This window comes from Myxococcus sp. NMCA1, assembly GCF_026810205.1.
GTDB lineage: Bacteria > Myxococcota > Myxococcia > Myxococcales > Myxococcaceae > Myxococcus > Myxococcus xanthus_A.
The window spans coordinates 1,368,273-1,394,114 of sequence record NZ_CP113950.1; the positions used below are offsets into that span (position 1 = coordinate 1,368,273).

Here is a 25,842-nt window from a genome sequence, read left to right on the forward strand (position 1 = left end):
TGCCATGGGCAGCATTCGTGAGAGGAATCAGTCGGGCCAGGCGGCCGTCGAAGCTGCCATTGTCCTTCCCCTGTTCGTCTTCCTCATCCTGGGCATCCTCCAACTGGGGCTGATGCACCAGGCGCGGCTGCTGACCAAGTACGCCGCCTACAAGGCTGTGCGGGCTGGGTCGCTGAACAGCGCCAAGGTCGACGAGATGGAGAAGGCCGCGCTCGCGGTGCTGTTGCCGATGCTGAGCGTGCCCGGGCAGCGGGGGGCCTACATCCCCCCGGTGGGAAGCGCGGCGGAGTTCCAGGCCAAGTGGCGTGACGTGTCGGGCAACCAGATTCCCGGCACGTCACTGAAACACGCGCAGGTCACCGTCTGCGGCCCCACGCAGGGCGATGTCGGCGGAGGTGGGCCGGAGCTGGACTTCGATGACCCCCGGAACACCGCGCCCACGGGCTGGAAGGAGAGCCACCGCACCAAGCTGCGCGTCCAGGTGACGTTCAACTACCGGATGTTCATCCCCTTCGCGGACTGGGTCATCTACCAATCCACCCGTGGCCGCGAGCTGCGGAAGGAACTGCGAATGTACCGCAAGCCTACCGACCCACAGACGCAGGGCGACAAGCCGGACCGCACGGAGTCCCTCCTGGAGCAGGCGGCTGCGCAGAAGGTCTACATCACCCCTATCCGCGCCACCTACACCATGCGGATGCAGTCCAACTTCTTCCTCAACCGGGCAGCCCTCCCAGGGAGCAACGAATGCGTCTTCCCATTCTCCTACTAAGCCGAGGCGCCGTGAGCGCCTCGGCCAGGAGACGCGCGCAGCGGGGGCAGTCCATTGTCCTGGGAGCGCTGTCCTTCCTGGTGCTCGCGCTGATGGTGACGCTGAGCTTCAACCTCGCACATGCGCTGCGCCAGAAGATGGGTTTGCAGCAGCACAGCGACGCGCTGGCCTACTCCATGGCGGTCCTGGAGGCGCGGTCGCTCAATTACTATGCAGTCAGCAACAGGGCCATCGCGGCTTCCTACGTCGCGATGAACAGCATCCACGCATACATGGTGGCTGCGAGCGTGACGGGTTCGATGATGCGGGCCTCGGAGGCGAACTTCAAGGAGTTCGCAAGGCGCGAGAAAATCATGTGCAGTTGCAAGGGGTGCTACGAGCACTGCGTGCACGCCACTGAAGCGGCGAAGATCGCGGCCGAGTTCGCCAACGCGGGCCGTGAGTACGACCAGAAGGTCCGTGCCCTGGAGTCCAGCTTCAACGCCGCGATCCGGGGGCTCGACGTCATGGTGGACAACCTGCATGCCTCTCAGCGTGAGGCGCATTCCCAGACGCTCCAGGCCATCCAGGATGGCCGCAGCCATGGCCTGTCGCTCCTGGCGGACTACACCGCGCCGGACGTCGGTGCGCTGCCGCAAGCCGTGGGGGGGCTCAACGCGAATGAATTCAACTGCGCGGTGGATGGGATGAACTGCCGGGGGAGCGTGGAGAACGCTTCACCCGAAGCGCTCGCCAGGGTCATGACGGAAATCTCCAACGCCACCCGTTCTGGCTGGCCGGCGGCACGAAAGACCGGAGCGCGCGGGGTTGCGAAGCCCGCGTACCTGCATGACGACGTCATCCGGGACCTTCGGGACATCGCACAGAAGAAGCCGTACAAGGTGACCTCCCACGAGGGAACGTCGAAGTCGGTTCAGGACAAGGGCCAGGTCAACGACGGCGGGAAGCAAGGCGGTAATCAGGGGACGACGGTTGCCGCGCGAGAGGAAGGGGCGATTCGGAACACCTGGGAGCACCAGCTCACGTCGACCACCGACTACGAGGCGGAAGTCTGGAGCGATGCCAACGGCGGTGGCCATACCCCGGGTGGCGCGCACTCGGGTTCGCACAACTTCGAGGGCGTCAACGCCAACGCGTTGTCGGGCTGCGCCCGGTCGGGCAATTGCTTCATGAAGTTCCGAGCCAACCCCTCCTCTGGTAGGGATTGGGGGCAGCCGCGTGTGTACAGCTACCTGACGCGGCGACTCCGGGTCGGCGACCCGAGCCGGGCGCCCTGGGAGTTGAACGCGTCGGCCCAGATTCAGCTGGACCATGGCGCGCAGGGGACAGCGACGCTGACGCTCGCGGCGCAGGATGGCGTGGCGCTCTCCAAGGCGCTCGTCTACTACCACCGCTTCGGCGCGAATGGCTGGCGTGAGGCGCCCAACCTCTTCAGTCCCTACTGGCGCGCGAAGCTGCACCCCATCTCATCCGACGAGGCCGCGGAGGTCCTGGAAGCGGCAGGCAACACGGACGCGTCCCGGCTGGCGCGGGTCCCGGGGGTGTCCCTGTGAAGCGCGCATCCAGGCGAGGTGCCGCGGCCGTGGAGATGGCGGTGTGCATGCTCGTCATCGTCCCCGTGTTCCTCTACTCGCTGTTCCTCTTCGACCTGCTGCGCCACATGTTGGACTCGCAGGAGACCTCCCTGTCCACGGCCTGGGACTACACCGTCCTGGACTATGAGAAGGAGCCCGAGAGCGTCGCGACGGAGGACGGGGGGACGACGATGGAGGCCTTCTCCGGCTTCGAGATGGCGCAGGCCTATTCGCGGTACATGTACTGTGACCACGAGTCGGGTATCGACAGCTACGGCCCAGGAAAGGGTCCGGAGTGCAGCGCCACTCCCGATTCAGAAGACCACCACACGGACGTTGTCGCCCATGCGTGCTGGCTCAATCCTGGCGCACGGCAGGTGTACTGCACCCTGGATGCACAGGCCGTGGGCGCGTACGGGGTCTCACTCCACCAGTCCTTCATGGACACCTTCGGGCGGGGTGGCCTCATCCGTTGTTCCGCGCGCCTGGGCGTCCAGAACTATCTCTTGCCGGAGTCGTTCCTGCCGGAATTCTCCGAGGTGAAGCTGGCCAAGGAGAAGCAGGAGCGGGCCAACGGCATCCACAGAAACGCAACCGGCGAAAATCTCCCGGAGGGTCATGCCCGAGGCGACAACGTCTACCTGCTCCCCTGGGAGCAGATTGCCATCCTCACCGACACCTGGGCGCTCACGGAGCACGCGGACGTGCGGCCGGGCACCGCGGGTGGGCGAGGGATGCACGAGCGCGTCACCCAGCTCTACCAGAACGACGACAACAGCGGCTTCACCGACATGTCGAGCGCGTCCGAGCGGTTGGTGAACCAGGCCATCAGCTCGGGGCTCCTCCATGACAGCCTGAAGCTGGAATCCCAGAGCTACAGGACGCCTGGGGATGATCCTCGCAATCCCAGCCTCGCCATCAAGCCCGACCAGAGTGGTGACGGCGCCGTGGAGGAAATCGAGCAGCAGGGAGGCCGCCAGGGCTACTTCAGCAACGAGTGGCAGGACTGGGGGAGCAACAACAACCAGCGCACCTACGAGGCGCGTGGCAACTGGTACCTGGGTTGCGCGAGGTCGGAGTCGTGCTGACGCCCGTTGCCGCCTCGCGCCCCGTCGTCCGGATTCCCGCGCTGCTCTTCTCCGTTGCGGTGGTGGGCGGTCTCATCGGCTTCTCTTGGGAGCACGCCGTCTACCGGGGCAGCGACAGCCATCAGGAATGGAGCCCGCCGGAGCTGGGCACCGGCGTGGAGACATCCTCCCGCGGCTGGGTGCGCACGCCCGCGGAGGAGGCCATCCTCCAGCGGGCACTGGTCCACTTCCCGCCGTACCCCAACGCCACCCGTCCCGAACCGCTCGCCGCCGACTACCTGGGGCCCGGGGCGCCCATGGCGGTGGCGTGGTTCTCCACCCAGGACGCGCCCGCGAAGGTCCTCGAGCACTACACACAGGCGCTGCTCGCCAAGGGGCTGCCGGTGCTGCACCAACGCCACGGAGAGAAGGGCGGCTACGTGGGCTACTGGAGCCCCGCCACGGAAGAGGTGCGGCTGGTGTCCACACTGGCGCAAGGTGGTGAGACGCTGGTGTTCGTCTCCTCCGGTCAGGTGGGACCCCTGCTGGCGCGGGCGGCGGCGGTGCCGGACTGGCTTCCCGTGCCCGGCGGACTCGCGGAGACGCGCACCGTGAACTTCAATCTGGAGGGCGCCTCGCACCACGTGGTGACGGGCCAGCTCCAGGCGGACTCGCCGGATGCGGCGGCACAGCGCTACGGTGACCTCTTCCGTGCGCGCGGCTGGCAGGTGGGAACGCTCGCGCCGGTGGCGCCGAACGGCATCGCCTTCGAAGTGCTCAAGGAGTCCGTGAGCGGCCGCGCGGTGCTGCGCGGCCTCTCGCCGGGCCCGGGAGTCGAGGTCCAGCTCACGCTGCTACGCCGGAGCGTTGCCCCATGAGGAAGTCCCTGCGTCCGTCGCGGTCCGCCCGTGGCCAGTCCATGGTGGAGTACGCCATCGTCACCGCGGCCCTGCTGGGCTTCAGCACGATGGGGTGGCCCTTCCTGGTGCAGTTGCTCAACGCGCTGCACCGCTACTTCAACTCCATCTACTACGTCATCCAGGCCCCCATCTGAGGCACGGGGGCCTGGGCGCCCAATGCTACGGCGTCACCGTGGTGACGAACTCCGCCTTGCCGCCGGAGACCTTGAGCACCACGGCCTCCTTCACCGCGTCGCGGTTGGCGTCCAGGGTGATTTTGCCCGTCACGCCCGGGAACTCCTTCGTCGCGGCAATCGCGTCGCGCAGCGAAGGGCCGCTCAGGTCCGGCGCGCGCTTCATGGCGTCGATAGTCACCCGCGCCGCGTCGTACGCCAGCGCGGCCACGCTGTCCGGCACGCTGCCGTAGGTGGCCTTGTAGCGGGCCAGGAACTTCTGGAGCAACGGGTCCGGGTTGTCCGGCGAGTAGTGGTTGGCGAAGTAGCTGCCCTCCAGCGCGGAGCCGCCCAGCTCGTACAGCTTGTCGGAGTCCCAGCCGTCGCCGCCGAGCAGCGGCACCTTGAGCCCGATTTCACGCGCCTGCCGCGCGATGATGCCCACGTCCGTGTAGTAGCCAGGGACGAAGACGGCGTCCGGCTTCAGCCGCTTGAGGGACGTCAGCTGCGCGCGGAAGTCCGTGTCGCCCTTGGAGTAGCTCTCGTCGCCCGGCACCTCGCCACCGAATTCCTTGAACCTGGCGGTGAACACGTCCGCCAAGCCCATGGAGAACGCGCTCTTGTTGTCGCGCAGCACCGCCACGCGGGACAGCTTCAGGTTCTCCCTCGCGAACTTCGCCATGGCGAGCCCCTGGAAGGGGTCGATGAAGCAGACGCGGAAGATGTAGTCGCCCTTCTGCGTCACTTCCGGCGCGGTGGACGTGGGCGTCACCATGGGCACCTTGCCCGCCTGCGCCTTCTCCGCCATGGCCATGGACACCGACGAGGCTGCCTCGCCCAGAATCGCCACCACCTTGTCCTGGGTGATGAGCCGCGTCACGGCCTGGGCGCCTTCCTCCGGCCGGCCCTGGCTGTCGTAGACGCGCACCTGGAGCTTCTTGCCCTTCACGCCGCCCGCTTCGTTGGCCTCGTTCAGCGCCAACTCGATGCCGTTGCGCGCGGACACCCCGAAGGTCGCCTCGCTCCCCGTGAGGCTGCCGACCTCTCCCAGCAGAATCGTGTTCGAGTCCACCGGAGCGGCCGGTACCCCGGTCGCCTGCCCCTCCGGCGAGGGCGCGGCGGGCGCGTTCTTCTTCTCGCAGGCCACCACTGCCAGGGCCAGGGTCGCGAGCAGCATCAGGGGACGGCGCATCGGCAAGGTTCCTCCGGGGGACGGTGGTGTCACCCTATCCCTCTCCCCCCCGCCCTCCAACCAGCGGCGCTTCAGGGAGGGATTCAAATTGCAATGTGGACTGAAACGGTCCTGATTACATATGAGGTCCCCCGGGCCCGAGGTTTTTCGGCGCCTGGACCCCAGAGAGGAGACACCCGCACCCATGCTCCGGATGAGCAAGATGACCGACTACGGCATCGTGCTGATGACCGAGTTGGCTCGCGCGGAGGGTGACACGCGCACCACCCGTGAGCTGGCGGCGCGCACGCGCGTGCCACTTCCCTCGGCCAGCAAGGTGCTCAAGAGCCTGCTCCAGGCGGCGCTCGTGGTGTCGCACCGTGGCGCCAACGGCGGCTACGGGCTGGCACGCCCGGCCCATGAGCTGCCGCTGGCCGAACTGGTCGCCGCGCTCGAGGGGCCGGTCGCCCTCACGGAGTGTGGCGTCCACACCTCCGGGGGTGCGCCCTGTGAGCTGGAGTCCGTCTGTCAGGTGCGGGGCCACTGGCGCCTCATCAACGACGCCATCCAGGAGGCCCTGGGGCGGCTGACGCTGGCGGACCTCATCGCCCCCGCGCCCCGCGTGCCAGAGCGCCTCGTGGGCCTGGGGACACCCTCTCGCCCGGCGCCTTCCCCGGCCGCTGGCCACCCCCCTTCTGCTTCCGCGACAGGAGTTCGCTCATGAGCACCGAAACCCTCCAGGAACTGACGCGCCGCCCGTATGCGGCGGGCTTCGTCACCCAGGTGGAATCGGACACGTTTCCTCCCGGGCTGGACGAGGACGTCATCCGCCAGATCTCCGCGAAGAAGGGTGAGCCGGAGTTCCTCCTCGACTGGCGCCTCAAGGCCTTCCGCCACTGGAAGACGATGAAGGAGCCCACGTGGCAGGCCGTCACCTACGCGCCCATCGACTATCAGGCCATCCGCTATTACTCGGCGCCGAAGCAGAAGCCGGTGAAGGCCAGCCTGGACGAGGTGGACCCGGAGATTCTGCGCACCTACGAGAAGCTCGGCATTCCGCTGCATGAGCAGAAGCTGCTGCAGAACGTGGCGGTGGACGCCGTATTCGACTCGGTGTCGGTGGCCACCACGTTCAAGGACAAGCTGGCCAAGGCGGGCGTCATCTTCTGCTCGTTCTCCGAAGCCGTGCGCGAGCACCCGGAGCTGGTGAAGAAGTACCTGGGCACCGTCGTGCCGTACTCGGACAACTACTTCGCCGCGCTCAACTCGGCGGTCTTCAGCGACGGCTCGTTCGTCTACATCCCCAAGGGCGTGCGCTGCCCCATGGAGCTATCCACGTACTTCCGCATCAACGCGGCGGACACGGGCCAGTTCGAGCGCACGCTCATCGTCGCGGAGGAGGGCTCCCACGTGAGCTACCTGGAGGGCTGCACGGCCCCCATGCGCGACACCAACCAGCTCCACGCCGCGGTGGTGGAACTGGTGGCGCTCGACAACGCCACCATCAAGTACTCCACGGTGCAGAACTGGTACCCGGGCGACGCGGAGGGGCGCGGCGGCATCTACAACTTCGTCACCAAGCGCGGCATCGCGCACCGGGCGGCGAAGATTTCGTGGACGCAGGTGGAGACGGGCTCGGCGATTACGTGGAAGTACCCGAGCGTCATCCTCAAGGGGGATGACTCGGTGGGCGAGTTCTACTCGGTGGCGCTCACCAACCACATGCAGCAGGCGGACACGGGCACGAAGATGGTGCACATCGGGAAGAACTCCCGCAGCACCATCGTGTCCAAGGGAATCTCCGCTGGCCGCGGGCAGAACACGTACCGCGGGCTGGTGAAGGTGCTCAAGAGCGCGGAGAACGCGCGCAACTACACGCAGTGCGATTCGCTGCTGCTCGGTGACAAGTGCGGCGCCCACACGGTGCCGTACATCGAGGTGAAGAACGCGTCGGCGCAGGTGGAGCACGAGGCGTCCACGTCGAAGATTGGCGAGGACCAGCTCTTCTACTGCCGGCAGCGGGGCATCTCGCAGGAGGACGCGGTGTCGATGATCGTCAACGGCTTCTGCCGCCAGGTGTTCAAGGAGCTCCCGATGGAGTTCGCGGTGGAAGCGCAGAAGCTGCTCGGAGTGAGCCTGGAAGGGAGCGTGGGGTAGGCATGGCGCTTTTGACTGTTCGCAACCTGCACGCCCGTGTGGCGGGCAAGGACATCCTCAAGGGCATCGACCTGGAGGTCGCGCCCGGCGAGGTCCACGCCATCATGGGCCCCAACGGCTCTGGGAAGAGCACGCTGGCCAGTGTGCTGGCGGGCCGTGACGGCTACGAGGTGACGCAGGGCGAGGTGCTCTTCGACGGCAAGCCGCTGCTGGAGCTGTCGCCCGAGGCCCGCGCCGCCGCGGGCGTGTTCCTCGCCTTCCAATACCCGGTGGAGATTCCGGGCGTGGGCAACATCCACTTCCTGCGCACCGCGCTCAACGCGCAGCGCCGCTCGAAGGGGCTGGAGGAGCTGGACGCCATGGACTTCCTCCAGTTGGCCAAGGAGAAGTCGAAGCTGGTGCAGCTCGACGCGGCCTTCATGAACCGCTCGGTGAACGAGGGCTTCTCCGGCGGCGAGAAGAAGCGCAACGAGATTTTCCAGATGGCGGTGCTGGAGCCTCGGCTGGCCATCCTCGACGAGACGGACTCCGGCCTGGACATCGACGCGCTGCGCACGGTGGCGGGCGGCGTGAACGCGCTGCGCTCGCCCGAGCGCGGAATGGTGCTGATTACGCACTACCAGCGGCTGCTCGACTACATCGTCCCGGACAAGGTGCACGTCATCGCGGGCGGCCGCATCGTCCGCTCCGGTGGCCGCGAGCTCGCGCTGGAGCTGGAGGAGAAGGGCTACGGCTGGCTGGGGCTGGACGGAGCCAAGGCGCCGGCGGCGGAGGCACGGCGATGACGGCCGCCCTGGCGCACTACCTGGACGTGGCCACGCGCTTCCAGGCGGCGCCCGAACAGGCGTCCGCGCCACAGTGGCTCAAGCGCCTGCGCTCCGATGCCCTGGTCCACTTCGAGCGGCAGGGCCTGCCCACGACGCGTGACGAGGCGTGGAAGTACTCCCGGCTGGGGTCCATCGCGGAAGGAACGTTCATTCCACGGGCGGGTGTGTCCCGGGACACCGCGCACCTGTCGGCGGTGGTGGAGCGGCTGGGCCTGCCGGGGCCCCGGTTGGTGTTCGTGGACGGGCGGCTGGCGCCGGAGTTGTCGTCCGTGGCGGGCCTGCCGCGCGGACTGACGCTGAAGCCGCTGCGGGACGCGGTGCGCGAGGACGGCGAGCTGCTGGAGTCCTTGCTGGGACAGCGGGCCCTGGCGAACGAGCACGCCTTCACCGCGCTCAACGCGGCGCTGCTGGCAGAGGGCGCGCTGTTGCGGTTGGCGCCGGGCGCGCTGAGCGAGGTGCCCGTGCAGTTGGTGTTCCTCACGCGCGGCGACGCGCCGGTGCTGTCCAGCCCGCGCATCCTCGTGGTGGCGGGGGAGAGCAGCGAAGCGACGCTGGTGGAGACGTATGCCAGCGCGGGCCCCGCGGGCTCGGCGGCGACGTTCACCAACGCGGTGACGGAGGTGACGCTGGGCGACAACGCCAGCCTCCACCACTACAAGCTCCAGGTGGAGGCGGACGCGGCGCTGCACGTGGGCGCGCTCCATGCACGGCAGGGGCGGGACAGCCGCTTCGCCTCGCATGCCTTCGCCTTTGGTGGGGCCATGGCGCGCAACGAGGTCCACGCGGCCTTCGCGGGCGAGGGTGGCGACGCGACGTTGAATGGCCTGTACGTGGGGCAGGGCGCGCAGCACCTGGACAACCGCACGGCGCTGGACCACGCGGTGCCCCGGTGCACCAGCCGCGAGCTGTACAAGGGCGTGCTGGATGGCCACTCACGCGGCACCTTCCACGGGCTCATCCGCGTGCGGCAGGACGCGCAGCGCACGGACTCGCGGCAGCAGAACCGCAACCTGCTGCTGTCGGAGTCGGCGCAGGCGGACGCGCGGCCTCAGTTGGAAATCTTCGCGGATGACGTGAAGTGCGCGCACGGCGCGGCGGTGGGGCGGCTGGACGCGCAGGCGCTGTTCTACCTACGCTCGCGCGGCGTGCCCCAGGCAGAGGCGGAGCGGCTGCTCACCTACGCCTTCGCTCGCGAGGTGGTGGAGGCGGTTCCCGCCGGCCCCGTGCGCGCGAACATCGAAGCGCTCCTGGCCTTGAAGCTGCCGGGCGCGGCGCAGCGCGAGGTGACGGCATGAGCGGCTTCGACGTGAAGCAGGTCCGCGAGGACTTCCCCATTCTCCACCAGGAGGTGCGGGGCCGGCCGCTGGTGTACCTGGACAGCGCCGCCACGGCGCAGAAGCCGCAGGCCGTCATCGACGCGCTGGTGCGCTTCTACCAGCACGACAACGCCAACGTGCACCGCGGCGTCCACGTGTTGTCCGAGCGCGCCACGGAAGCCTACGAGGGCGCGCGTGAGACGGTGCGCCGCTTCATCAACGCCCGGGACGTGAAGGAAGTCGTCTTCGTGCGTGGCACCACCGAGGCCATCAACCTGGTGGCGCAGACGTACGGGCGCAAGCACATCGGTGCCGGAGACGAGGTGCTCATCACCCAGATGGAGCACCACGCCAACATCGTCCCCTGGCGGATGCTGTGCGAGCAGACGGGCGCCGTGCTCAAGGTCATCCCCGTGGATGACCGGGGCGAGCTGGTGCTGGACGCCGTGGACGCGCTGCTGACGGAGCGCACGCGCATCCTCGCGGTGACGCACGTGTCCAACGCGCTGGGCACCGTGGCGCCGGTGAAGGAACTTACGCGGCGGGCCCATGCGAAGGGCATCCCCGTGCTGGTGGACGGCGCACAGGCGGTGACGCACTTCCCCGTGGACGTGCAGGACCTGGGCTGCGACTTCTACGCCTTCAGCGGGCACAAGATGTTCGGCCCCACCGGCATCGGCGTGCTGTACGGCCGCAAGGAGCTTCTGGAGGCGATGCCGCCCTACCAGGGCGGCGGCGACATGATCCTCTCCGTGACGATGGAGAAGGTGACGTACAACCGGGTGCCGTACCGCTTCGAGGCAGGCACGCCCAACCTGGAGGGCGCGGTGGGGTTGGCGGCGGCCATCCGCTACCTGGAGGCGCTGGGGATGGAGAACGTCGCCGCGCACGACCGGGAGCTGCTGGCCTACGCCACGCAGGCGCTGGAGTCGGTGCCGGGGCTGCGCATGGTGGGCACGGCGCGCGAGAAGTCCGGCGTGTTGTCCTTCATGCTGGCGGATGTCCACCCGCACGACGTGGGAACCATCCTGGACCGCGAGGGCATCTGCATCCGCACGGGCCACCACTGCGCGCAGCCGGTGATGCAGCACTTCAAGGTGCCGGCCACGTCCCGGGCGTCGCTGGCGCTCTACAACACGCGCGAGGACGTGGACGCGCTCGTCCGTGGCCTGCACAAGGTCCTGGAGGTGTTCCAGTGAGTGCGTCGGATGACTTGAAGGACCTCTATCAAGAGGTCGTGCTGGAGCACTCCAAGCGGCCGCGCAACTACCGCGTGGTGGAGGGCGCCACCGCGGAGGCGGCGGGCCACAACCCGCTGTGCGGCGACCAGCTGGTGGTGACGCTGAAGGTGGAGGGCGGCGTCATCAAGGACGTGGCCTTCCAGGGCCAGGGCTGCGCCATCTCCAAGGCGTCCGCGTCGTTGATGACGGGGGCGGTGAAGGACCGGACGCGCGCGGAGGCGGAGGACCTCTTCGAGCGCGTCCACAAGCTGGTGACGGAAGGTCCGGAGTCGGTGGACGTGGACGCGCTGGGCAAGCTGGCGGTGCTGTCCGGCGTCAGTGAGTTTCCCGCGCGGGTGAAGTGCGCCAGCCTGGCCTGGCACACGCTGCGCGCGGCATTGGAGGGACGCGGCGAGGCCGTGTCCACGGAGTAGGGGTGGAGGGCCACATGCGAGGAATGATGGCGGTGCTGGAGCGCGACGTGTCCGCGACAATCATCCCCAGCGGAGACCGGGTGGTGCTGCCCGGAGGCTCCGAGCTGCGGGTGATGCAGACGCTCGGCGGCAACATCACGGTGCAGGACCCCTACGGTCAGCTCTTCCGCATCGACGAGAAGGACGGCGGCGTATTGGGCGAGGAGTACGCTCCCAAGGAGAAGGCCGCCGGCGACCCCAGCGAGTTCAACGAGGAGCAGGTCTGGGAGCAGCTACGCACGGTGTACGACCCGGAGATTCCGGTGAACATCGTCGAGCTGGGCCTGGTGTACGCGTGCAAGGCGGAGCCGCTGCCGGAAGGCGGGCAGCGGGTGGACATCCAGATGACGCTCACCGCGCCCGGTTGCGGCATGGGGCCGGTGCTGGTGGAGGACGTGCGCACCAAGGTGGGCTCGGTGCCTGGGGTGGTGGAGACGCGCGTGGAGCTCGTCTGGGATCCGCCCTGGGGGCAGGACCGCATGTCGGACGTGGCGCGGCTCCAGCTCGGTTGGATGTAGCAGCGGGACGAAGGCCCTGGGCGAACAGCTTCGCCAAGGGCCGGTGACGTCTCAGCGCAGGGCCAGCCGCCGCGCGCCCAATCCGAGCGCCGCGGTGGCCAGCGTTCCCGCGAGCAGCTTCGGCCACAGGGAAGGCGCTGCCTGGCGCACGGGCACCATGGGCGCGCGCGCGGAGACCTCCGGCATCTTCTCCGCGAAGAGCTCCACCATGCCCTTGATGAACGCGAACATCTGTCGCGGTCCCGGGCTGGAGACCCAGTTGCCATCGCGCATCACCGGTTCATCCACCCAGCGGCCGCCCGCGTTGCGCACGTCGTCGCGGATGCCCGGCCACGCGGCCAGCGCCCGTTCCTCCACGAGTCCCGCCGAAATCAGGACCCACGGTCCATGACAGATGACGGCCATGGGCAGGTCCAGCGCGTCGGCGTCCCGCACGAAGTCCAGGGCGAGCGCGCTTTGCCGCAGCAGGTCCGGGTTCACGAAACCTCCAGGCAAGAGGACCGCGTCGAAGTCCGCCGCCTTCACCTCGCGCAGGGACGCGTCCACGGAGATTTTCTTCCCCGGAACCAGGAGGTTCATCCCGCGGATGCGGCCCTTGTGGGGGGACACAATCGTCACCTCGGCGCCCTGACGCTTCAGCTTCTTCACTGGCGCTGTCAGCTCCACCTGTTCGAAGCCATCCGCCGCGAGCACGGCCACTCGCAACCCTCTCAGCTTCTTCATCGCGCACACCTCGCTGTGTCTGAACGGTCTGTCGTCTCGACACTGTGCATTCCCGCGTGACACGCGCATGCCGGGGGAGGCGGGCAGGGCAGCCCTGGCTTTCCAGGCCCCGCGTTGTGCCTCCTCGGAGGGCGTGTTACCGACGGAGTGTTCTGGAGGTCTTCGAATGTCCGCCGCTTCCGTTCCCCTCCGCCGTGCTCTCGTCGTGGGTGCCGTGATGCTGCTTTCTCCCCTGGGCTGCGCAAGTACCGGGGTTGCTCGCACTGACAGCGAGCAGCCGGCCTCGCATGACGCGCCCGCGCCCAAGCCGAAGTGGGGGCTGGTCATCCACGGCGGCGCGGGCGTCATCTCCCGGGAGAATCTTTCCCCAGAGCGCGAGGCGGAGGTCCGCGCCGCGCTGACCCAGTCCCTCCAGGCGGGACACGCGGTGCTGGCCGGCGGCGGCTCCGCGCTGGACGCCGTGAGCGCCGCGGTCCGCATCCTGGAGGACTCTCCGTATTTCAACGCGGGCAAGGGCGCCGTCTTCACGCACGACGGCGTCAACGAGCTGGATGCCGCCATCATGGACGGCACGACGCGCAAAGCGGGCGCCGTGGCGGGCTTGCGGCACGTGAAGAATCCCATCTCGCTGGCGCGGCTCGTCATGGAGCAGTCGCCGCACGTGATGATGGTGGGAGAGGGCGCCGAAGCCTTCGCGAAGTCGCAGGGCGTGGAGTTGGTGGACCCGAAGTACTTCTACACAGAGGACCGCTGGCAGGGCCTCCAGCGCGCGCTGGAGAAGGAGCGCTCGCGGCAGCCGTCCTCCTCTCTGCCGGCGGGGTATGACCCGGTGAGCGGGGACCACAAGTTCGGCACCGTGGGCGCGGTGGCCCTGGACCAGACGGGCGCGCTCGCCGCGGCCACGTCCACGGGGGGCATGACGAACAAGCGCTACGGCCGCGTGGGGGACTCGCCCATCATCGGCGCGGGAACGTACGCGGACGCGCGCTGCGCCGTGTCCGCCACCGGTCATGGTGAGTTCTTCATCCGCTACACCGTGGCGCGCGACATCTGCGCCCGCGTGGAATACCAGGACGTGCCGTTGCCGGAGGCCGCCGACGTCGTCATCAACGACGTGCTGGTGAAGGCCGGCGGTGAGGGCGGCGTCATCGCGATGGACCGCGACGGCAATGTGGCCATGCCCTTCAACTCCGCCGGTATGTACCGCGGCTACGTGGGCGAGGACGGCAAGCCCGTCGTGGCCATCTTCCGGGATGCGGCGGAGGCCGCTGGCGCGAAGTAGCAGCGCACGGCGGCCACCATCCGGGACGCGCTCGGGGTGGGGCTGCCTCCCTGAGCGCGCCGTGAGGCGTCAGTCCCGGCCGCCGCGATGTCCCCCATCGCGGCCGCGATGTCCCCCATCGCGGCGGTGATGTCCCCCGCCCCCGTTCCCGCCGGGCGACGCCCGGTGGTAGTTGCCATTGCCCCAGCGATTGCCGTTGTTGCCACGGTAGTGCTGACGCACCGGGCTGGGGCCATGCCGGTAGTGGTTCCCGGGGTGGTAGGCGTGGTGGCGCACCGCCGGGTAGCGGCGCCAGGAGTGCGTGAAGTAGTGCGGGTGCCGGCGCGCCACGGTGACGTGCGCGTGGCGGTAGACGGGCACCGTGACACGCACCGAGCCCCGGGAAGCCCAGCCGCCAGCGGAGAAGTACCAGGACGGCCCGCGGCGCACCCACCGGGACGACACGTAGACGAGCCCAGGACGGGGCGGGGCGGCCCACATGCCGTCCACCCACACGTAGTTGGCGCCGGCCCAGTACCAGTAGCCGGGCGTCCAGACGTAGGAGGGGGCTGGCGGTGCCGGCGCGCGCTCGACGCGGAGCGGCGGAGGCGCCTGCTGCGTGGTCAGCTCCTCGCTCGCCACGGCGATGGGAATCTCCACCACCGGGGAGTCATGCCGGGCCCAGCCCCCGGACACCCACCGCCACATCCGGCCGTCCGGCTCCCAGTAGCCGTTGATGAACCGGTAGCCGTCCATGGGCGCCAGCCAGGTGCCGGCGTTGAAGCGCCACTCGTCGCCGTCCCAGTACCAGTGGCCGGAGGCCCAGACGGCGCCGGCGAAGGGCCGGCCGGAGGGGTTCTCGGCGGGGAGCTGGGGCGGGGCGTAGGGCGCCATGGGCGCCGTGTCCTCGTCCTCGAACTCCGTGTCGTCGTACGCGTATTCGGAATATCCAGGCTCTGACGCGGGGACCGGCGCGGTCTGCGCGTGAACCATGGGCGCCGCCAGCAAGGTCACCAGACAAGCCCACCATCGAGGAGTCATCGCGTCATCTCCGTGGGTTACCAGACAGATTCTGCCACCGGCCCCCTGGGAGTCCCCCAGTGCGGGGCCGGTGTAGAAAAAAGACGCGGTGCCGTCCGGCTTTATTCATCCCCCGGCTAGGGCTTCACCAGGACCAGCTCCCGCGTCTGGATGAGGTCCACGTCTCCGGTAAACCCGGAGAACAGCTCGTACTGGCCGGGCATGACGCGGTTGCGCGGCACGCGCAGCGACTCGGTGACGCTGAGCGTCGAGCCGTCCTGCTTCTCGGACCGGGTGAAACGGCCGAAGGCGTTGTTCGCCTCCAGCGAGGCCTGGGGGTCGGCGAGCTTCCAGCCCTTGGGCATGGACAGCGTCACCTGCGTGCGGCTGGCCTCGGTGGTGTCGATGTAGAGCGGGGTGCGGCGCGTGCTCAGCTGCACGAACCGCCGGCCCAGCTGCGCGGGGAAGGTGAGGGGCCCCAGCGCCATCCGCTGACCGCCCTCCATCCGCCCGAAGCGAGGCACGGTGAACTCGTAGCGCAGCACGAAGGGCGCGCCCACCTGCTCCTGGTTCTCCAGCTTCACGCTCGACAGCGATGCGCCGCCGAAATACCGCGCCACCGCCCCCTGCAGCGCCTGGTTGCGGCTCTCCGCCGACAGCTGGTTGAAGGCCTCGGCAATCTGCGCCGCCTCGAAGCCGGAGTACGTCTCCTCGCCCTGCCCGCTGAGCGTTCCATCCTCGGCGAGCTTCAGCGCCAGCTTCACTTCCTTGCCGGGGGTTTCCTTCAGGGGCGGCGTCTGCACCTTCTGCAACGGGCGGCCGGGCTCGGGCAGCAGCCACGCCTCCCGCTCGCCCATGGCCAGCTCCGGCAGCTCGCCGAAGGGGCCGTAGCGCACGGACGTGTCCACCCACACTGGCTCGGTGCCGGGCACCTCCACGCGCAGCGCCGCGTACGGCAGCAGCGCGTCCTGGGGGAAGGTGTAGGCCGACGGGTCGGTGTTGAAGGTCCGCACCGCCACCACCCGCGAGGGGATGCCCAGCGCGTCCAGGCCGGCCTTCATCACCGTCAGCCGGCTGCCCCGGTCCTGGGCCACCGTGGACGCCGCCGTCTGGCTCAGGCTCGCGTCCCGGCCGGAGAAGCGCTGCATCACCGCCGCGTGCAACGCCTTCACCGCGTCCAGGCCGGACTTGCCCTCCGCCGCCTTGCGCGCGAAGGCGTCCACTTCCGCCGTGCGCAGCCAGCGCTCCAGGAAGGCATCGCCGTAGAGCTTCACCAGGCTCTCGTTGCCCGTGTCACCCGCGCCCACGATGACGAAGGGCAGGTACTCGTTGGCGGAGGGGGGCGCGTCCGGCTCCGGGATGAACGGCGGCACGCGGCGCGTCTCGAAGTGGAACACCTCCAGGTCGCCGTCCACCTTGGGCTCCGGCACCTTCATCCCGTGGGCGTCCACCTTCATTCCCACGCCCTTGGGCGCCACCACCGTGTACGTCACCCAGGCGTTGGGCTGGTTCGCAATCTGGAAGTAGAAGGCGGACGCCGTGAAGCCCGGCTGCGCGGGGCCGCGCGGAGGCTCCGCGAGCAGGTACTCCACCTCCACGTAGTCACCCACGGCCACGCCGGGCAGGCTCACCGTGTCCTTGCCTTCGATGTTCTCCGGCTCCAGCACCCGGCCGTCCGCCTTCAACGTGCGCAGCGCCAGCACCTGCGCGCCGCGCGGCACATTCACCTCGGCGATCTCCTGCACGCCCGACTGCTCCAGCGCCTTCTGCACGGTGTGGATGCGGTTGACGATGCTGCCGTCGGGGTACACGCGCACCGCCGCCGCATCCAGCACGAAGGCCGCCGCGCTGCCGCCGCTGACGGGCTCCGCCTCGTAGGCGCGGATGGCCTCACGTCCGTCCACGGCGTACGCCTGCAGCAGCTCGCGGCCCGTCCTCGCGCGCTCCTCCGTGCGGCGCAGCGTCAGGTCGTCGCCCGCCATCGCCAGCGCCTTCTCGCGCAGCTTGAGCGCCTCGGCCGGCTGGCCCGCGTACTCGCGCACGTCCGCCATGCGCTTCACCAGCTCCGCGTTGCGAGGCCACACGGTCGCCAGCTTCTGGAGCACCGCGGTGGCGTCGTCGAAGCGGCGCTTGGACACGTAGAGGTTGGCCAGCGTGTTGGCCAGGCTGATGCTGCTGGGGTCGCGGGCCTGGAGCTCGCTGTACAGCTTCGTCGCCGTCTCCATGTCGCCGCGCGTGCGCGCGTGCTCGGCCTGGCGCACCACCGTCCCGGGGCAGCCATTCAGGGACGCCGCCAGCGTGTCGCTCCGCTCCGCCGCGTCACGGCGGCGGGCCAGGCTGTACTGGAGCGTCAGCGCCTCGCACAGGCCGGGCTGGGCCTCCAGCGCCGCGGCGAGTGACTCCTCCGCCAGGGCTTCCACTTCCAGCGCCAGCGCGGCGCGGGCGCGCAGCATGAACACCGGGTGGCCGGCGGGCTGGGCCACCTCGGACGCCGTCTTCAGCATGTCCATGGCGGAGGTGGGCTGGCCCTCGTCGAGGAAGAGCTCCGCGCGCAGCAGCAGCGCCGCCACGTTGCCCGGGTCCTTGGCCAGCACGGACTCCAGGTCACGCGTGGCCCGGCCGCGCGCCACCTTGGACGGCACGGTGCGGTCCGCGGACGCTACCTCCGCGCGCAGCCACAGCAGGGCCGGGGTGTTGGCGTCCACCGAGGCCATCAGCCGCCGCGCGCCGTCCGCGTCCCGCTGCAGGCCGTCCCGCACCGCCAGCACGACGGCCAGCAGCTCACCGGCCTCCTCGTGCAGGGCCGTCTTCAATCCCTCCGTGGTGGGGAACACACCGGGCGTCTCGTCGGAGAACTCAGCCTTGCTGCCCCAGGCCTGCGGCGCCGCGCCGGTGGCCGTGCTGAAGCGCACGCCGGACGGACGCCCGTCCACGCGCAGCAGGGCGAAGGTGAGCAGGCCGGAGGTGCCGCCCTTGAGCTGACGCACGACGAAGCGGTGCTTGCCCGCGGGCAGCTGCACGGCGCGCGCGGTGACGGTGGAGGTGGCGCGCTCCCAGGCCCGGCGCTCCATCAGCGGAGCCCCGTCCATCAGCACCTGATGCGAGGTGCCGCTCACGGTGCGGGCCACGTAGAGGCCCGGCTCCGTCACGTCCGCGTCGAAGGCCTGGACGTAGAGGTCGCCCTGGCCGGGCTCGCCCGTCAGGTCCATCCGTCCGTCAGGGGCGCGCACCGTGCGCACCGGCAGCGGACCGAAGGCGCCGGTGAAGGGGCCCGCAAGCGAGCCACTCTGGCTCACGGGCGTGCTCTCGTCCCAGGCCAGCACGTGGAAGGGCGAGAAGGGCCCCACCAGCGAGACTTCGCTCACCCCGCCCAGTTGCCGCATCGCCGCGTCGCGGGCCTCCGCGTCGCCGCGCACCACGGCCACCGACATCCGCGCGCCGCGCATCAGATAGGCGGCCTCGCCCGTCGCGCCCGCCGCCAGCGCTCGCTCCACGCCGCGGAGGATGTCGTCGTCCAGCGCCCGCGACGTGCCCACCGAATCCAACACGTGGCGCGCCGCGACGGCCGCCAGCGGGTGCGTGGGCGCGCGCGCCACCATCTCCAGTGACGCCGACAGGGCGCGGTCGGGACGGCCCGCGCGGCGTGCCATCAGCGACTGACCGGCCAGCGCGTAGACGTCTCCCGCGTCGCGGGCAATGGCGTCATCGAAGCGCTGTTGCGCCAGCGTGGCGTCACCCGCGACGAGCAGGGCGTGGAAGCCCGCGAACGCGAGCGTGCGGGCCTGTTGGGTGCCCTTCTGCGCCTGCTCCGCGGCGGATTCGAGGACGCGCGGTGTCGCCGTGGAAGTGGAACGGTGGCAGCCCGTGAGGGCCGTGACGAGTGCGAGCGCGGCGAAGCCGAGTCGAATGGTGCGCATAGGAGGAGCCAGGGATAGTGCAATCCCTCGGCCGTGGCCATATTCCCCTGCGCGGGAATGTCCGGGACGCGTGCTGCCGGACGCTCTACCGCCGCTTGGGGGGGCTCTTCGCGGGGGCCTTGGCGGGCTGCTTCTTCGGGGGAGGAGGCGGAGGAGGCCGCTTGGCGGGCACCGCCTTGGCCGGCACCGCGGCGACCACGGCCTTCGTCACCGGCACGTCGGGCACGGGCGCCGTCGTCCCCGGGGGCGGCGCGCGCCGCACGGTGTAGAGGAAGCCCTCCGCGCGGCAGGTGCCTTCGATGCAGCCGAAGGCGGGCACGGGCGCGTCCCCGAAGTGCTCCATCCAGCCCGGGCCCAGGTTGAGCGGCTCGCCAATGGCCCGCTGGTCCTTGCCCTTGCCGACGTAGCCCTGCATGACGCCGTCCGCGTCCACCCGCAGCTCCAGCGCGGCCTCGCCCTCCGGCGACGCCAGGCCCAGCATGGTGCCGCGGCGCTCGCCCAGGGCCCATTCGAGCCGCAGCGGCGCGCCCGCGCCGTCGTGGATGAGCGCCACGTAGCGGCCCGTGCTGCCCTGCAGCAGCAGCGCGGCCGAGGGGGCCTGCAGCGACGGCCCGTAGAGCATGACGTAGCCGCGGCGCTTCCAGGTGTCCGGCGGCGCGTCCGCGCGCACGCGGGCGCTGAGCACGGCGATGTCGCCGTCCAGCCCCACCACGTCCACGCGGGCACGGCCCACGCGCGACTGCGAGCGCTCCTCCACGGGCGGGAAGATGATGGCCTTCTCCTCCGCCTCCACCGGCCGTCCGGCGACCAGGAGCGACGGCGCGTCCGGGCCGTCACCCACCGACACCGTGCGCTTCTCGGAGCCCGTCTCCAGCCGGCCCGGCATGGACCGGGGCGAGGGCGGACCCAGGTCCGCGTTCAGCGCGGCGCCGGGCTGCGGCGGCACGGGCTTCTCCCCGCTGCGCAGCCACTCCCGGCCCAGCACGGCCAGCGCCGCCATCACCAGCAGCACGGCCGCGGCCTGCAGGGCCATGCGCACCACCTTGCGCACGCCCTGGCGGACACGCTGGAGGTGCGTCAGCTTCACCGGCGCCAGGGACGGCAGGCTGCCCGGGACGAGCAGCTCCAGGTCCGCGATGAGCGAGGTGACGGAGGGGTAGCGGTCCTCCGGGTCCGGCTTGAGGCAGCGCGTGACGATGGCGTCCAGCCGCGAGTCCAGCCCCGGCTTGCGCCGCGACGGCGGGTCGAAGGTGCCCAGCGGCACCTCGCCCGTGAGCCACTCGTAGAGGATGACGCCCAGCGAGAAGATGTCCGCGCGCGCGTCCGCGCTCTTCGCGTCCACGCGCTGCTCGGGCGCCATGTACGACAGCGTGCCCATGGACACGTGCGTGGACGTGAGCGCGTAGCGCGAGGAGGGGCTGGCATCATCCAGGAAGGACGCCAGGCCGAAGTCCGACACCTTGGCGATGCCGCCGGCCTGCTGGTCCAGCAGGATGTTCTCCGGCTTCAGGTCCCGGTGGATGACGCCGCGACCGTGCGCGTACTCGATGGCGCGGCAGATCTGCAGCATGCGCCGCAGCGCGCCCACGACGTCCAGGTGCGGCTCGCGAATCAGCTCCCGCAGCGACGGGCCGTCCACGAACTCCATCACCAGGTAGTACGTGGTGTCCGTCTTCCCCTTGTCGACGATGGAGACGATGTGGGGATGGCTCAGGGCCGCGAGCGCGGCGGCTTCCTTCTGGAAGCGCGCGATGAAGGACGGGTCCTTCGCCAGCTCGGGATTGAGGAGCTTCACCGCCACCGTGCGGCCTAGCGAGAGCTGGGTGGCCTTGTGGACCTCCCCCATGCCTCCGCTGCCGACAAGCTTGTCGAGGTGGTAGCCGCTGATGATGTCCGGAGAGCGCGGACGGCTGATCGCGGTGGGGTCGATTGAGGACATGGCGGTGAGCGAAGGGGCGGCCAGGGTAGCAGAAACCCGGCGCTGGAAATGTCCGCTCGTGCACGGGTCGGCATTGCCCCCCGGCAAGCCGCCAGGCGCCCCGCCCGCCTTCCGTTCAGAGTCCGGACACCGGGGTGCGGCTCACCGCCTGGCGCAGGCTGTTGCGGACCTGGTCCAGGGAGGAGCGCATCTGCCCATGTCGGACGGACGCCGCCACCGCGCGCCCCAGGGACTTGAGCAGCGTCACTTCCTCCGGCTTCCAGGCGCGGGGACGGCGGCAGTCCTCGAAGGCCACCATGCCCCACCACTGCTGCCGGGAGGGGTTGATGGGGCACAGGAGGATGGACTGCGTTCCCTGGCGCTCCAACAAGTCCTTCATCATCGGGGGCGCGTCACGGGTGGGGCACGCCACCACCATGCCGGCCTCCAGCATGTCCACCCAGCCCGGCGCGAACTCGCGGAAGGAGAAGGCCCGCATCACCGGGTTGGCCAGCGGCGACGGCGTGGGCGGCTCCGCCCAGGCGTAGCGCATGTCGGTGATGAACCGGCCGTACGTGCCCTGCACGCGGTTTTCCAGGATGTACGCGCGGTCCACGCCCAGCGCGTGGCCCACCATGCTCAGCGCCTCCATGCCGGTGCTCGGGCCCAGGCCCTTCTCCAGCAGCAGCTTCGAGGCTTCCGACACCTTCGAGAAGGCTTCGATCATTGGTGCGCTCGTTTGAGTTCCATCCCTGTCCGGGACGGTCAGTGATTCCCTGAAGTCGTATTAAGCAGGATTCTTCTGTTTCTGTCAAATCTCACGTTCACTGGACGGATTGACGGGGGTGTGAAAATCCCGACCCGGATGGGTTTTCTCGGACCTCGATAGGCGTTTCGAGAGGGCGTCTCAGAAGTCGAGGCAAGGCGGGTTCTTATAGACCCGCAAAAGCAACGGGGGTACCTCCCTTGGAAGAGGTACCCCCGCGCGTCGGCATAAAAGCCGTAAAGCTTGACTAGTTGGCCTCGGTGGCCGTCGTGGACTTGGCGGCCTTCTTCGCCGGCTTCTTGGCCTTCTTGGCGGGCTTGGCCTCGGGGGCCGCCTCGGCCTTCGCCTCTTCGGCCTGGGGGGCCTCGGCGGCCTCGGGCGCAGCTTCGACGGCGGCGGGCTTGGCTTCGGCGGCGGGGGCCGGAGTGTTGGCGAACGCGGTGGCGGCGGCGAGGAGGGCGGCGGCGAACACGGTCTTCATGAAAAGCTCCGTTGACGAACGACGACGCGAGATTGCGCCGTCCCAGCGAACGAGGGCTTGAGCAGGCGGCGTGCCAGCGGCGTTGTCAGAGGGAGAGCAGGTGTCTGGCGTGGATGTCCTTGGGGAGAAACTCCGCAGTTGGAGCTCCGACAATGGGGGCAGGCTCCCCAGACAGGCAGTTGCTGCTTTGACGATGACGGAGCACTTGAGCAAGCTGCACGCGTCATCTGGTTGCAGGGTGTCGGCCCAGCGCCTTCGCCGCGCATGTCGCGCGGTCATGGTGTGGGAGAGATGGTCCATGCGGTTCCTCTGTTTCGCGACAGCGTTGGCCGTCCTGGGTACGGGTTGCGCGACGGGTATTCCGCTCGAGCGACTGGAGGCCCAGGTCCTCGAGTCGGACCGGTGGCGTCGCGAGTACGAGGCGGAGCGGGAGCGCGTCGAGGCGTTCGCGCTGCGCATGGCCCAGCTGGAGTCCGCGCTGGAGCGGGTGCGGCTGGAGCGCGCGGAAGCGGAGCAGGGGCGCGCGGCGCTGTTGGAGGAGCTGGTGCGCACCGAGGCGGACCGGCATGCGCTGGAGGAGCACAACACCCAGCTGCTGGCGCTGGAGCGCGAGGTCAACGAGCTGAAGGAGTTGAAGGAGATGCACGAGGAGCTGTCGGACGTCTGGTACGAGTCCGCGCTGGAGCGTGCACGGCGGCGGTTGAACAATCCGCCCCAGCCGGCTGCCCTCCCGGCGGCCGGGAATGTCGCCCCGACGGTGCCCTGACGTCCCGCCGGACGCGCGGCGCCGGCCCCGTGATAGAGGAACGGCGTGGCGAGCTCCCGCATCCCCATCCGCGGCTACCGGGCCGGCTTCTTCTTCGTGGTCGTCCTGCTGTCGGCCGTCACCGCTTTCACGTTGTGGACGGAGGTCCGCACGGGCAGCCAGGTGGACGGGTTGGTACAGGAGGCGCTGGAGCGGGCCGGCTCCATTGGCCGCATCCGCGTGGACGCGTTGTCGCTGGAGGCCGCCATCGAGGCGCATGTCCGCGCCACCGGTGACGCCGAGCGCCGCGCCGCGGACGCGGTGATGGAGCAGATCCTGGCGGACATCCGCGCCTCGTCGGAGGCGTACACACGCAACCTCCCGCAGGGCGAGAAGGCGCTGTGGTACCGCTTCAACGCCGCGTGCCAGGGGTTGGCGGACCAGGTGCGCGCGGCGGCCATCTTCTCGCAGCGCCGCGAGGCGGAGCGGGCCCGGCGCCACCTGGCCGAGCGCATCCGCCCCCTGGCGGCGGAGCTGGACGCGCTGGGCGGCGCGCTGGAGGAGGAGAACGCGGCCGAGGCACGCAGGCTGGTGAACCGGTTGGAGGACCTGCGCGTGCGCAACACCGCCCTGGGCGCGGGCGCCACGCTGCTGGCCATCCTCCTGTCGTCGCTGGTGGGCTGGCGCGTCACCTCGCTGCTCAAGCGCCAGGAGGCCATCATCCAGGGCCAGCTGGAGGAACTGGGCCGGCACAACCAGGAACTGGACGCCTTCACGCGGCGCGTGGCGCACGACCTCATCTCCCCGCTCGCGCCGCTCAAGGGGTACCTGACGCTCATCCGCCGTACCGGCGCGGTGAACGACGCGGGCGCGCTGGAGATGCTGGCGCAGTGTGAGTCCAGTGCTGTTCGCATGGGCGAGCTCATCGAGGCGTTGCTGCGCTTCTGCCGCGCCGGTACGCGCGGCGAGAGCACGGTGGGTGAGCTGGATACGGCCGTCACCACCGTGCTGTTGGAGGTGGCGCAGACGGCGGCGGCGCAGGGCGTGGCGCTGGAGCGCGAGCTGGAGCCCGGCGTGGCGGTGGACTGCCCCGGGCAGCTGTTGCAGGTGAGCGCGCGCAACCTGCTCACCAACGCGGTGAAGTACTCGGAGGGTCGGCCCGACCCCCGTGTGAAGGTGCGCGTGGCCACCGAGGACGGCATGGCCGTGCTGGAGGTCGTGGACAACGGCATCGGCATGGCGCCGGGCACCCTGGCCTCGCTGTTCCAGCCCTTCTTCCGCGCGCCCGAGGTGCGCGGGCTGCCGGGCCACGGACTGGGACTGGTCACCACCAAGCGCGTGGTGGAGGCGCACGGCGGCACGCTGGTGGTGCGCTCGGAAGAAGGAAAGGGAACGCACGTGGTGGTGCGCTTCCCCCGCGTGGTGCGCCCGGCGGCGGCCACCAGCGGTTCTCAGGCAACGACTGCTTCCGCCGGAATGCGCAAGGTCGGCACATGAGCTCAGCCCGCATCCTCGTCGTGGATGATGACCCGCAGGCCCGCGATTTGCTCCAGCGCTTGTTGGGGCCGCTGGGGGCGGTGACGCAGGCCCCGGACCCGCGGCGCGCCACCGAGCGCATCGCGGAGGGCGCCTTTGATCTGGTCCTCACGGACATGGCCATGCCCGAGCCGGGCGACGGGCTGAAGGTGCTCCATGAGGTGAAGGCGCAGCTGCCGGACACGCCCGTGGTGGTGGTGACGGCCTTCGGCAACATCGAGGGCGCGCTGGACAGCATCCAGCAGGGCGCCTTCGACTACCTGGCGAAGCCCTTCGACGTGGACGCGATTCTGCGCGTGGCGCGCCGGGCGCTGGAGCAGAAGCGGCTGGTGGAGGAGAACCGCTCGTTGCGCCAGCAGGTGGAGCGCGGTTCGCTGATGCTTGTGGGCCGTAGCCCGGCGTTGCTGGAGGTGTACAAGCACGTGGCGCGCGCGGCGGCCAGCAACGTGCCGGTGCTGATTACGGGCGAGACGGGCACGGGGAAGGAGATGGTGGCGCGCGCGCTGCACAAGCGCTCGCCGCGCATGAACGGGCCCTTCATCCCCGTGGACTGCGGCGCGATTACGGAGTCGCTGATGGAGAGCGAACTGTTCGGCCACGCGAAGGGCAGCTTCACCGGCGCGTCCGGCGCGCGGCGAGGCGTCTTCGAGGAGGCCAGCGGCGGCACGCTCTTCCTGGATGAGATTGGCGACGTTGGCATGAAGGTGCAGTCGCAGCTCCTGCGCGTGTTGCAGGAGGGCGAAATCCGCCGCGTGGGTGAGAGTGTCCCCGTCAAGGTGGACGTGCGCGTGGTGGCGGCGACGAACAAGGACCTCAAGGCGCGGGTGGCGGAAGGCCTCTTCCGCGAGGACTTGCTGTACCGCCTGGACGTGGTGCACCTGCACCTGCCGCCGCTGCGGGAGCGGAGCGAGGACATCCCCGCGCTGGTGGAGCACTTCGCCGGGCGTCATGCGCGCGGCGGGGTGCGGCCGGTGGTGACGCCGGAGGCGAACGCGCGCCTGGCGGCCTACGACTGGCCGGGCAACGTGCGGCAGCTGGAGAACGTGGTGGCGCGGGCGCTGGCGCTCAACGTGACGGGCGTCCTGGGGCCCCAGGACTTCCCGGAGCCCATCGGGGATGCGTCCACCCCGAAGATGGCGGGCCTGGCGGGCGACATGCCGAGTCTGGCCGAGCTGTCCCGCCGCTACGCCGCGCAGGTGCTCCAGCACGTAGGCGGCAACAAGAGCGAGGCGGCGCGCCTGCTCGATGTGGACCGCAAGACGCTCTACAAGCTGCTGGAGGCCCCAGAGGCCGAGTCGTAGCGCGCGC

23 protein-coding genes are annotated in these 25,842 nt (G+C 69.8%); 16 read left to right on the forward strand and 7 right to left on the reverse strand.

Features of this window, described 5'->3' with window-relative positions; genetic code table 11:
* The first annotated feature begins 4 nt into the window (after nucleotides 1–4).
* From OZ403_RS05855 to OZ403_RS05875, 5 genes are read left to right on the forward strand one after another with little or no spacing between them, the layout of a single operon-like run.
* Nucleotides 5–772 carry a TadE/TadG family type IV pilus assembly protein gene (locus OZ403_RS05855; RefSeq protein ID WP_140797420.1) on the forward strand — a complete coding sequence of 256 codons (768 nt, stop codon included), beginning with the start codon at nucleotides 5–7 and terminating at the stop codon, nucleotides 770–772.
* Nucleotides 748–2,325, forward strand: coding sequence for a TadE/TadG family type IV pilus assembly protein (locus tag OZ403_RS05860; protein ID WP_268783667.1), 1,578 nt, complete (start codon nucleotides 748–750; stop codon nucleotides 2,323–2,325). The genes OZ403_RS05855 and OZ403_RS05860 overlap by 25 nt, the downstream gene beginning before the upstream one ends.
* Before the next feature lie 47 nt (nucleotides 2,326–2,372).
* Nucleotides 2,373–3,434: a hypothetical protein gene (locus OZ403_RS05865; protein WP_237078072.1), complete on the forward strand. Its 1,062-nt coding sequence runs from the start codon at nucleotides 2,373–2,375 to the stop codon at nucleotides 3,432–3,434.
* A complete protein-coding gene (locus tag OZ403_RS05870) occupies nucleotides 3,428–4,291 on the forward strand; it encodes a hypothetical protein (RefSeq protein WP_237081754.1) in 864 nt (287 codons plus the stop codon). Before OZ403_RS05865 ends, OZ403_RS05870 begins: the two co-directional genes overlap by 7 nt.
* Nucleotides 4,288–4,467 carry a hypothetical protein gene (locus tag OZ403_RS05875; RefSeq protein WP_011551270.1) on the forward strand — a complete coding sequence of 60 codons (180 nt, stop codon included), beginning with the start codon at nucleotides 4,288–4,290 and terminating at the stop codon, nucleotides 4,465–4,467. Before OZ403_RS05870 ends, OZ403_RS05875 begins: the two co-directional genes overlap by 4 nt.
* Nucleotides 4,468–4,492: 25 nt before the next feature.
* On the opposite strand, the gene OZ403_RS05880 is transcribed toward OZ403_RS05875, so the two are convergent.
* Nucleotides 4,493–5,677, reverse strand: a complete 1,185-nt coding sequence (locus OZ403_RS05880; RefSeq protein WP_140788073.1) for an ABC transporter substrate-binding protein — start codon at nucleotides 5,675–5,677, stop codon at nucleotides 4,493–4,495.
* Between the two features lie 184 nt (nucleotides 5,678–5,861).
* Between OZ403_RS05880 and OZ403_RS05885 the strand changes: the two genes are divergently transcribed.
* From OZ403_RS05885 to sufT, 7 genes are read left to right on the forward strand one after another with little or no spacing between them, the layout of a single operon-like run.
* A complete protein-coding gene (locus OZ403_RS05885) occupies nucleotides 5,862–6,380 on the forward strand; it encodes an SUF system Fe-S cluster assembly regulator (RefSeq protein WP_090484892.1) in 519 nt (172 codons plus the stop codon).
* Nucleotides 6,377–7,813, forward strand: coding sequence for a Fe-S cluster assembly protein SufB (sufB, locus tag OZ403_RS05890; protein WP_020478258.1), 1,437 nt, complete (start codon nucleotides 6,377–6,379; stop codon nucleotides 7,811–7,813). Before OZ403_RS05885 ends, sufB begins: the two co-directional genes overlap by 4 nt.
* Nucleotides 7,814–7,815: 2 nt before the next feature.
* Complete coding sequence (sufC, locus tag OZ403_RS05895) at nucleotides 7,816–8,598, forward strand: Fe-S cluster assembly ATPase SufC (protein WP_140788077.1); 783 nt, start codon at nucleotides 7,816–7,818, stop codon at nucleotides 8,596–8,598.
* Nucleotides 8,595–9,935 carry a Fe-S cluster assembly protein SufD gene (gene sufD, locus OZ403_RS05900; protein ID WP_268783668.1) on the forward strand — a complete coding sequence of 447 codons (1,341 nt, stop codon included), beginning with the start codon at nucleotides 8,595–8,597 and terminating at the stop codon, nucleotides 9,933–9,935. The genes sufC and sufD overlap by 4 nt, the downstream gene beginning before the upstream one ends.
* Nucleotides 9,932–11,155, forward strand: coding sequence for a cysteine desulfurase (locus tag OZ403_RS05905; RefSeq protein WP_268783669.1), 1,224 nt, complete (start codon nucleotides 9,932–9,934; stop codon nucleotides 11,153–11,155). The genes sufD and OZ403_RS05905 overlap by 4 nt, the downstream gene beginning before the upstream one ends.
* A complete protein-coding gene (sufU, locus tag OZ403_RS05910) occupies nucleotides 11,152–11,610 on the forward strand; it encodes a Fe-S cluster assembly sulfur transfer protein SufU (protein WP_011551277.1) in 459 nt (152 codons plus the stop codon). Before OZ403_RS05905 ends, sufU begins: the two co-directional genes overlap by 4 nt.
* A gap of 14 nt (nucleotides 11,611–11,624) precedes the next feature.
* On the forward strand, nucleotides 11,625–12,167 hold the full coding sequence (sufT, locus tag OZ403_RS05915; protein ID WP_140788083.1) for a putative Fe-S cluster assembly protein SufT: 543 nt from the start codon (nucleotides 11,625–11,627) through the stop codon (nucleotides 12,165–12,167).
* A 51-nt stretch (nucleotides 12,168–12,218) separates the two neighbouring features.
* Here sufT and OZ403_RS05920 read toward each other — a convergent pair whose 3' ends face one another.
* Nucleotides 12,219–12,890, reverse strand: coding sequence for a type 1 glutamine amidotransferase domain-containing protein (locus tag OZ403_RS05920; RefSeq protein WP_140797425.1), 672 nt, complete (start codon nucleotides 12,888–12,890; stop codon nucleotides 12,219–12,221).
* 166 nt (nucleotides 12,891–13,056) lie between these two features.
* Between OZ403_RS05920 and OZ403_RS05925 the strand changes: the two genes are divergently transcribed.
* Nucleotides 13,057–14,172 carry an isoaspartyl peptidase/L-asparaginase family protein gene (locus OZ403_RS05925; RefSeq protein ID WP_140788087.1) on the forward strand — a complete coding sequence of 372 codons (1,116 nt, stop codon included), beginning with the start codon at nucleotides 13,057–13,059 and terminating at the stop codon, nucleotides 14,170–14,172.
* Between the two features lie 69 nt (nucleotides 14,173–14,241).
* Here OZ403_RS05925 and OZ403_RS05930 read toward each other — a convergent pair whose 3' ends face one another.
* The 5 genes from OZ403_RS05930 to OZ403_RS05950 form a co-directional block, all read right to left on the reverse strand.
* Nucleotides 14,242–15,144 carry a hypothetical protein gene (locus OZ403_RS05930; RefSeq protein ID WP_418763987.1) on the reverse strand — a complete coding sequence of 301 codons (903 nt, stop codon included), beginning with the start codon at nucleotides 15,142–15,144 and terminating at the stop codon, nucleotides 14,242–14,244.
* Nucleotides 15,145–15,308: 164 nt separating this feature from the next.
* Nucleotides 15,309–19,088 (reverse strand): tetratricopeptide repeat protein, encoded by a 3,780-nt coding sequence (locus OZ403_RS05935; protein ID WP_140853201.1) that lies wholly within the window; start codon nucleotides 19,086–19,088, stop codon nucleotides 15,309–15,311.
* 85 nt (nucleotides 19,089–19,173) lie between these two features.
* Nucleotides 19,174–21,027, reverse strand: a complete 1,854-nt coding sequence (locus tag OZ403_RS05940; protein WP_140788094.1) for a serine/threonine-protein kinase — start codon at nucleotides 21,025–21,027, stop codon at nucleotides 19,174–19,176.
* Between the two features lie 115 nt (nucleotides 21,028–21,142).
* Nucleotides 21,143–21,733, reverse strand: coding sequence for a GAF domain-containing protein (locus OZ403_RS05945; protein WP_140788096.1), 591 nt, complete (start codon nucleotides 21,731–21,733; stop codon nucleotides 21,143–21,145).
* Between the two features lie 286 nt (nucleotides 21,734–22,019).
* Nucleotides 22,020–22,253: a hypothetical protein gene (locus OZ403_RS05950; RefSeq protein WP_140788098.1), complete on the reverse strand. Its 234-nt coding sequence runs from the start codon at nucleotides 22,251–22,253 to the stop codon at nucleotides 22,020–22,022.
* 298 nt (nucleotides 22,254–22,551) lie between these two features.
* On the opposite strand from OZ403_RS05950, the gene OZ403_RS05955 reads away from it, so the two are divergent.
* Genes OZ403_RS05955 through OZ403_RS05965 form a run of 3 tightly spaced genes read left to right on the forward strand, consistent with a single transcriptional unit; the run spans nucleotide 22,552 to nucleotide 25,835 of the window.
* Nucleotides 22,552–23,019, forward strand: a complete 468-nt coding sequence (locus OZ403_RS05955; RefSeq protein ID WP_268783670.1) for a hypothetical protein — start codon at nucleotides 22,552–22,554, stop codon at nucleotides 23,017–23,019.
* A 45-nt stretch (nucleotides 23,020–23,064) separates the two neighbouring features.
* Complete coding sequence (locus OZ403_RS05960) at nucleotides 23,065–24,495, forward strand: sensor histidine kinase (protein ID WP_140788102.1); 1,431 nt, start codon at nucleotides 23,065–23,067, stop codon at nucleotides 24,493–24,495.
* The gene (locus OZ403_RS05965) at nucleotides 24,492–25,835 is read left to right on the forward strand and encodes a sigma-54-dependent transcriptional regulator (RefSeq protein ID WP_090484863.1); all 1,344 of its coding nucleotides are present in this window, start codon (nucleotides 24,492–24,494) and stop codon (nucleotides 25,833–25,835) included. The genes OZ403_RS05960 and OZ403_RS05965 overlap by 4 nt, the downstream gene beginning before the upstream one ends.
* The last annotated feature ends 7 nt before the right edge of the window (nucleotides 25,836–25,842 follow it).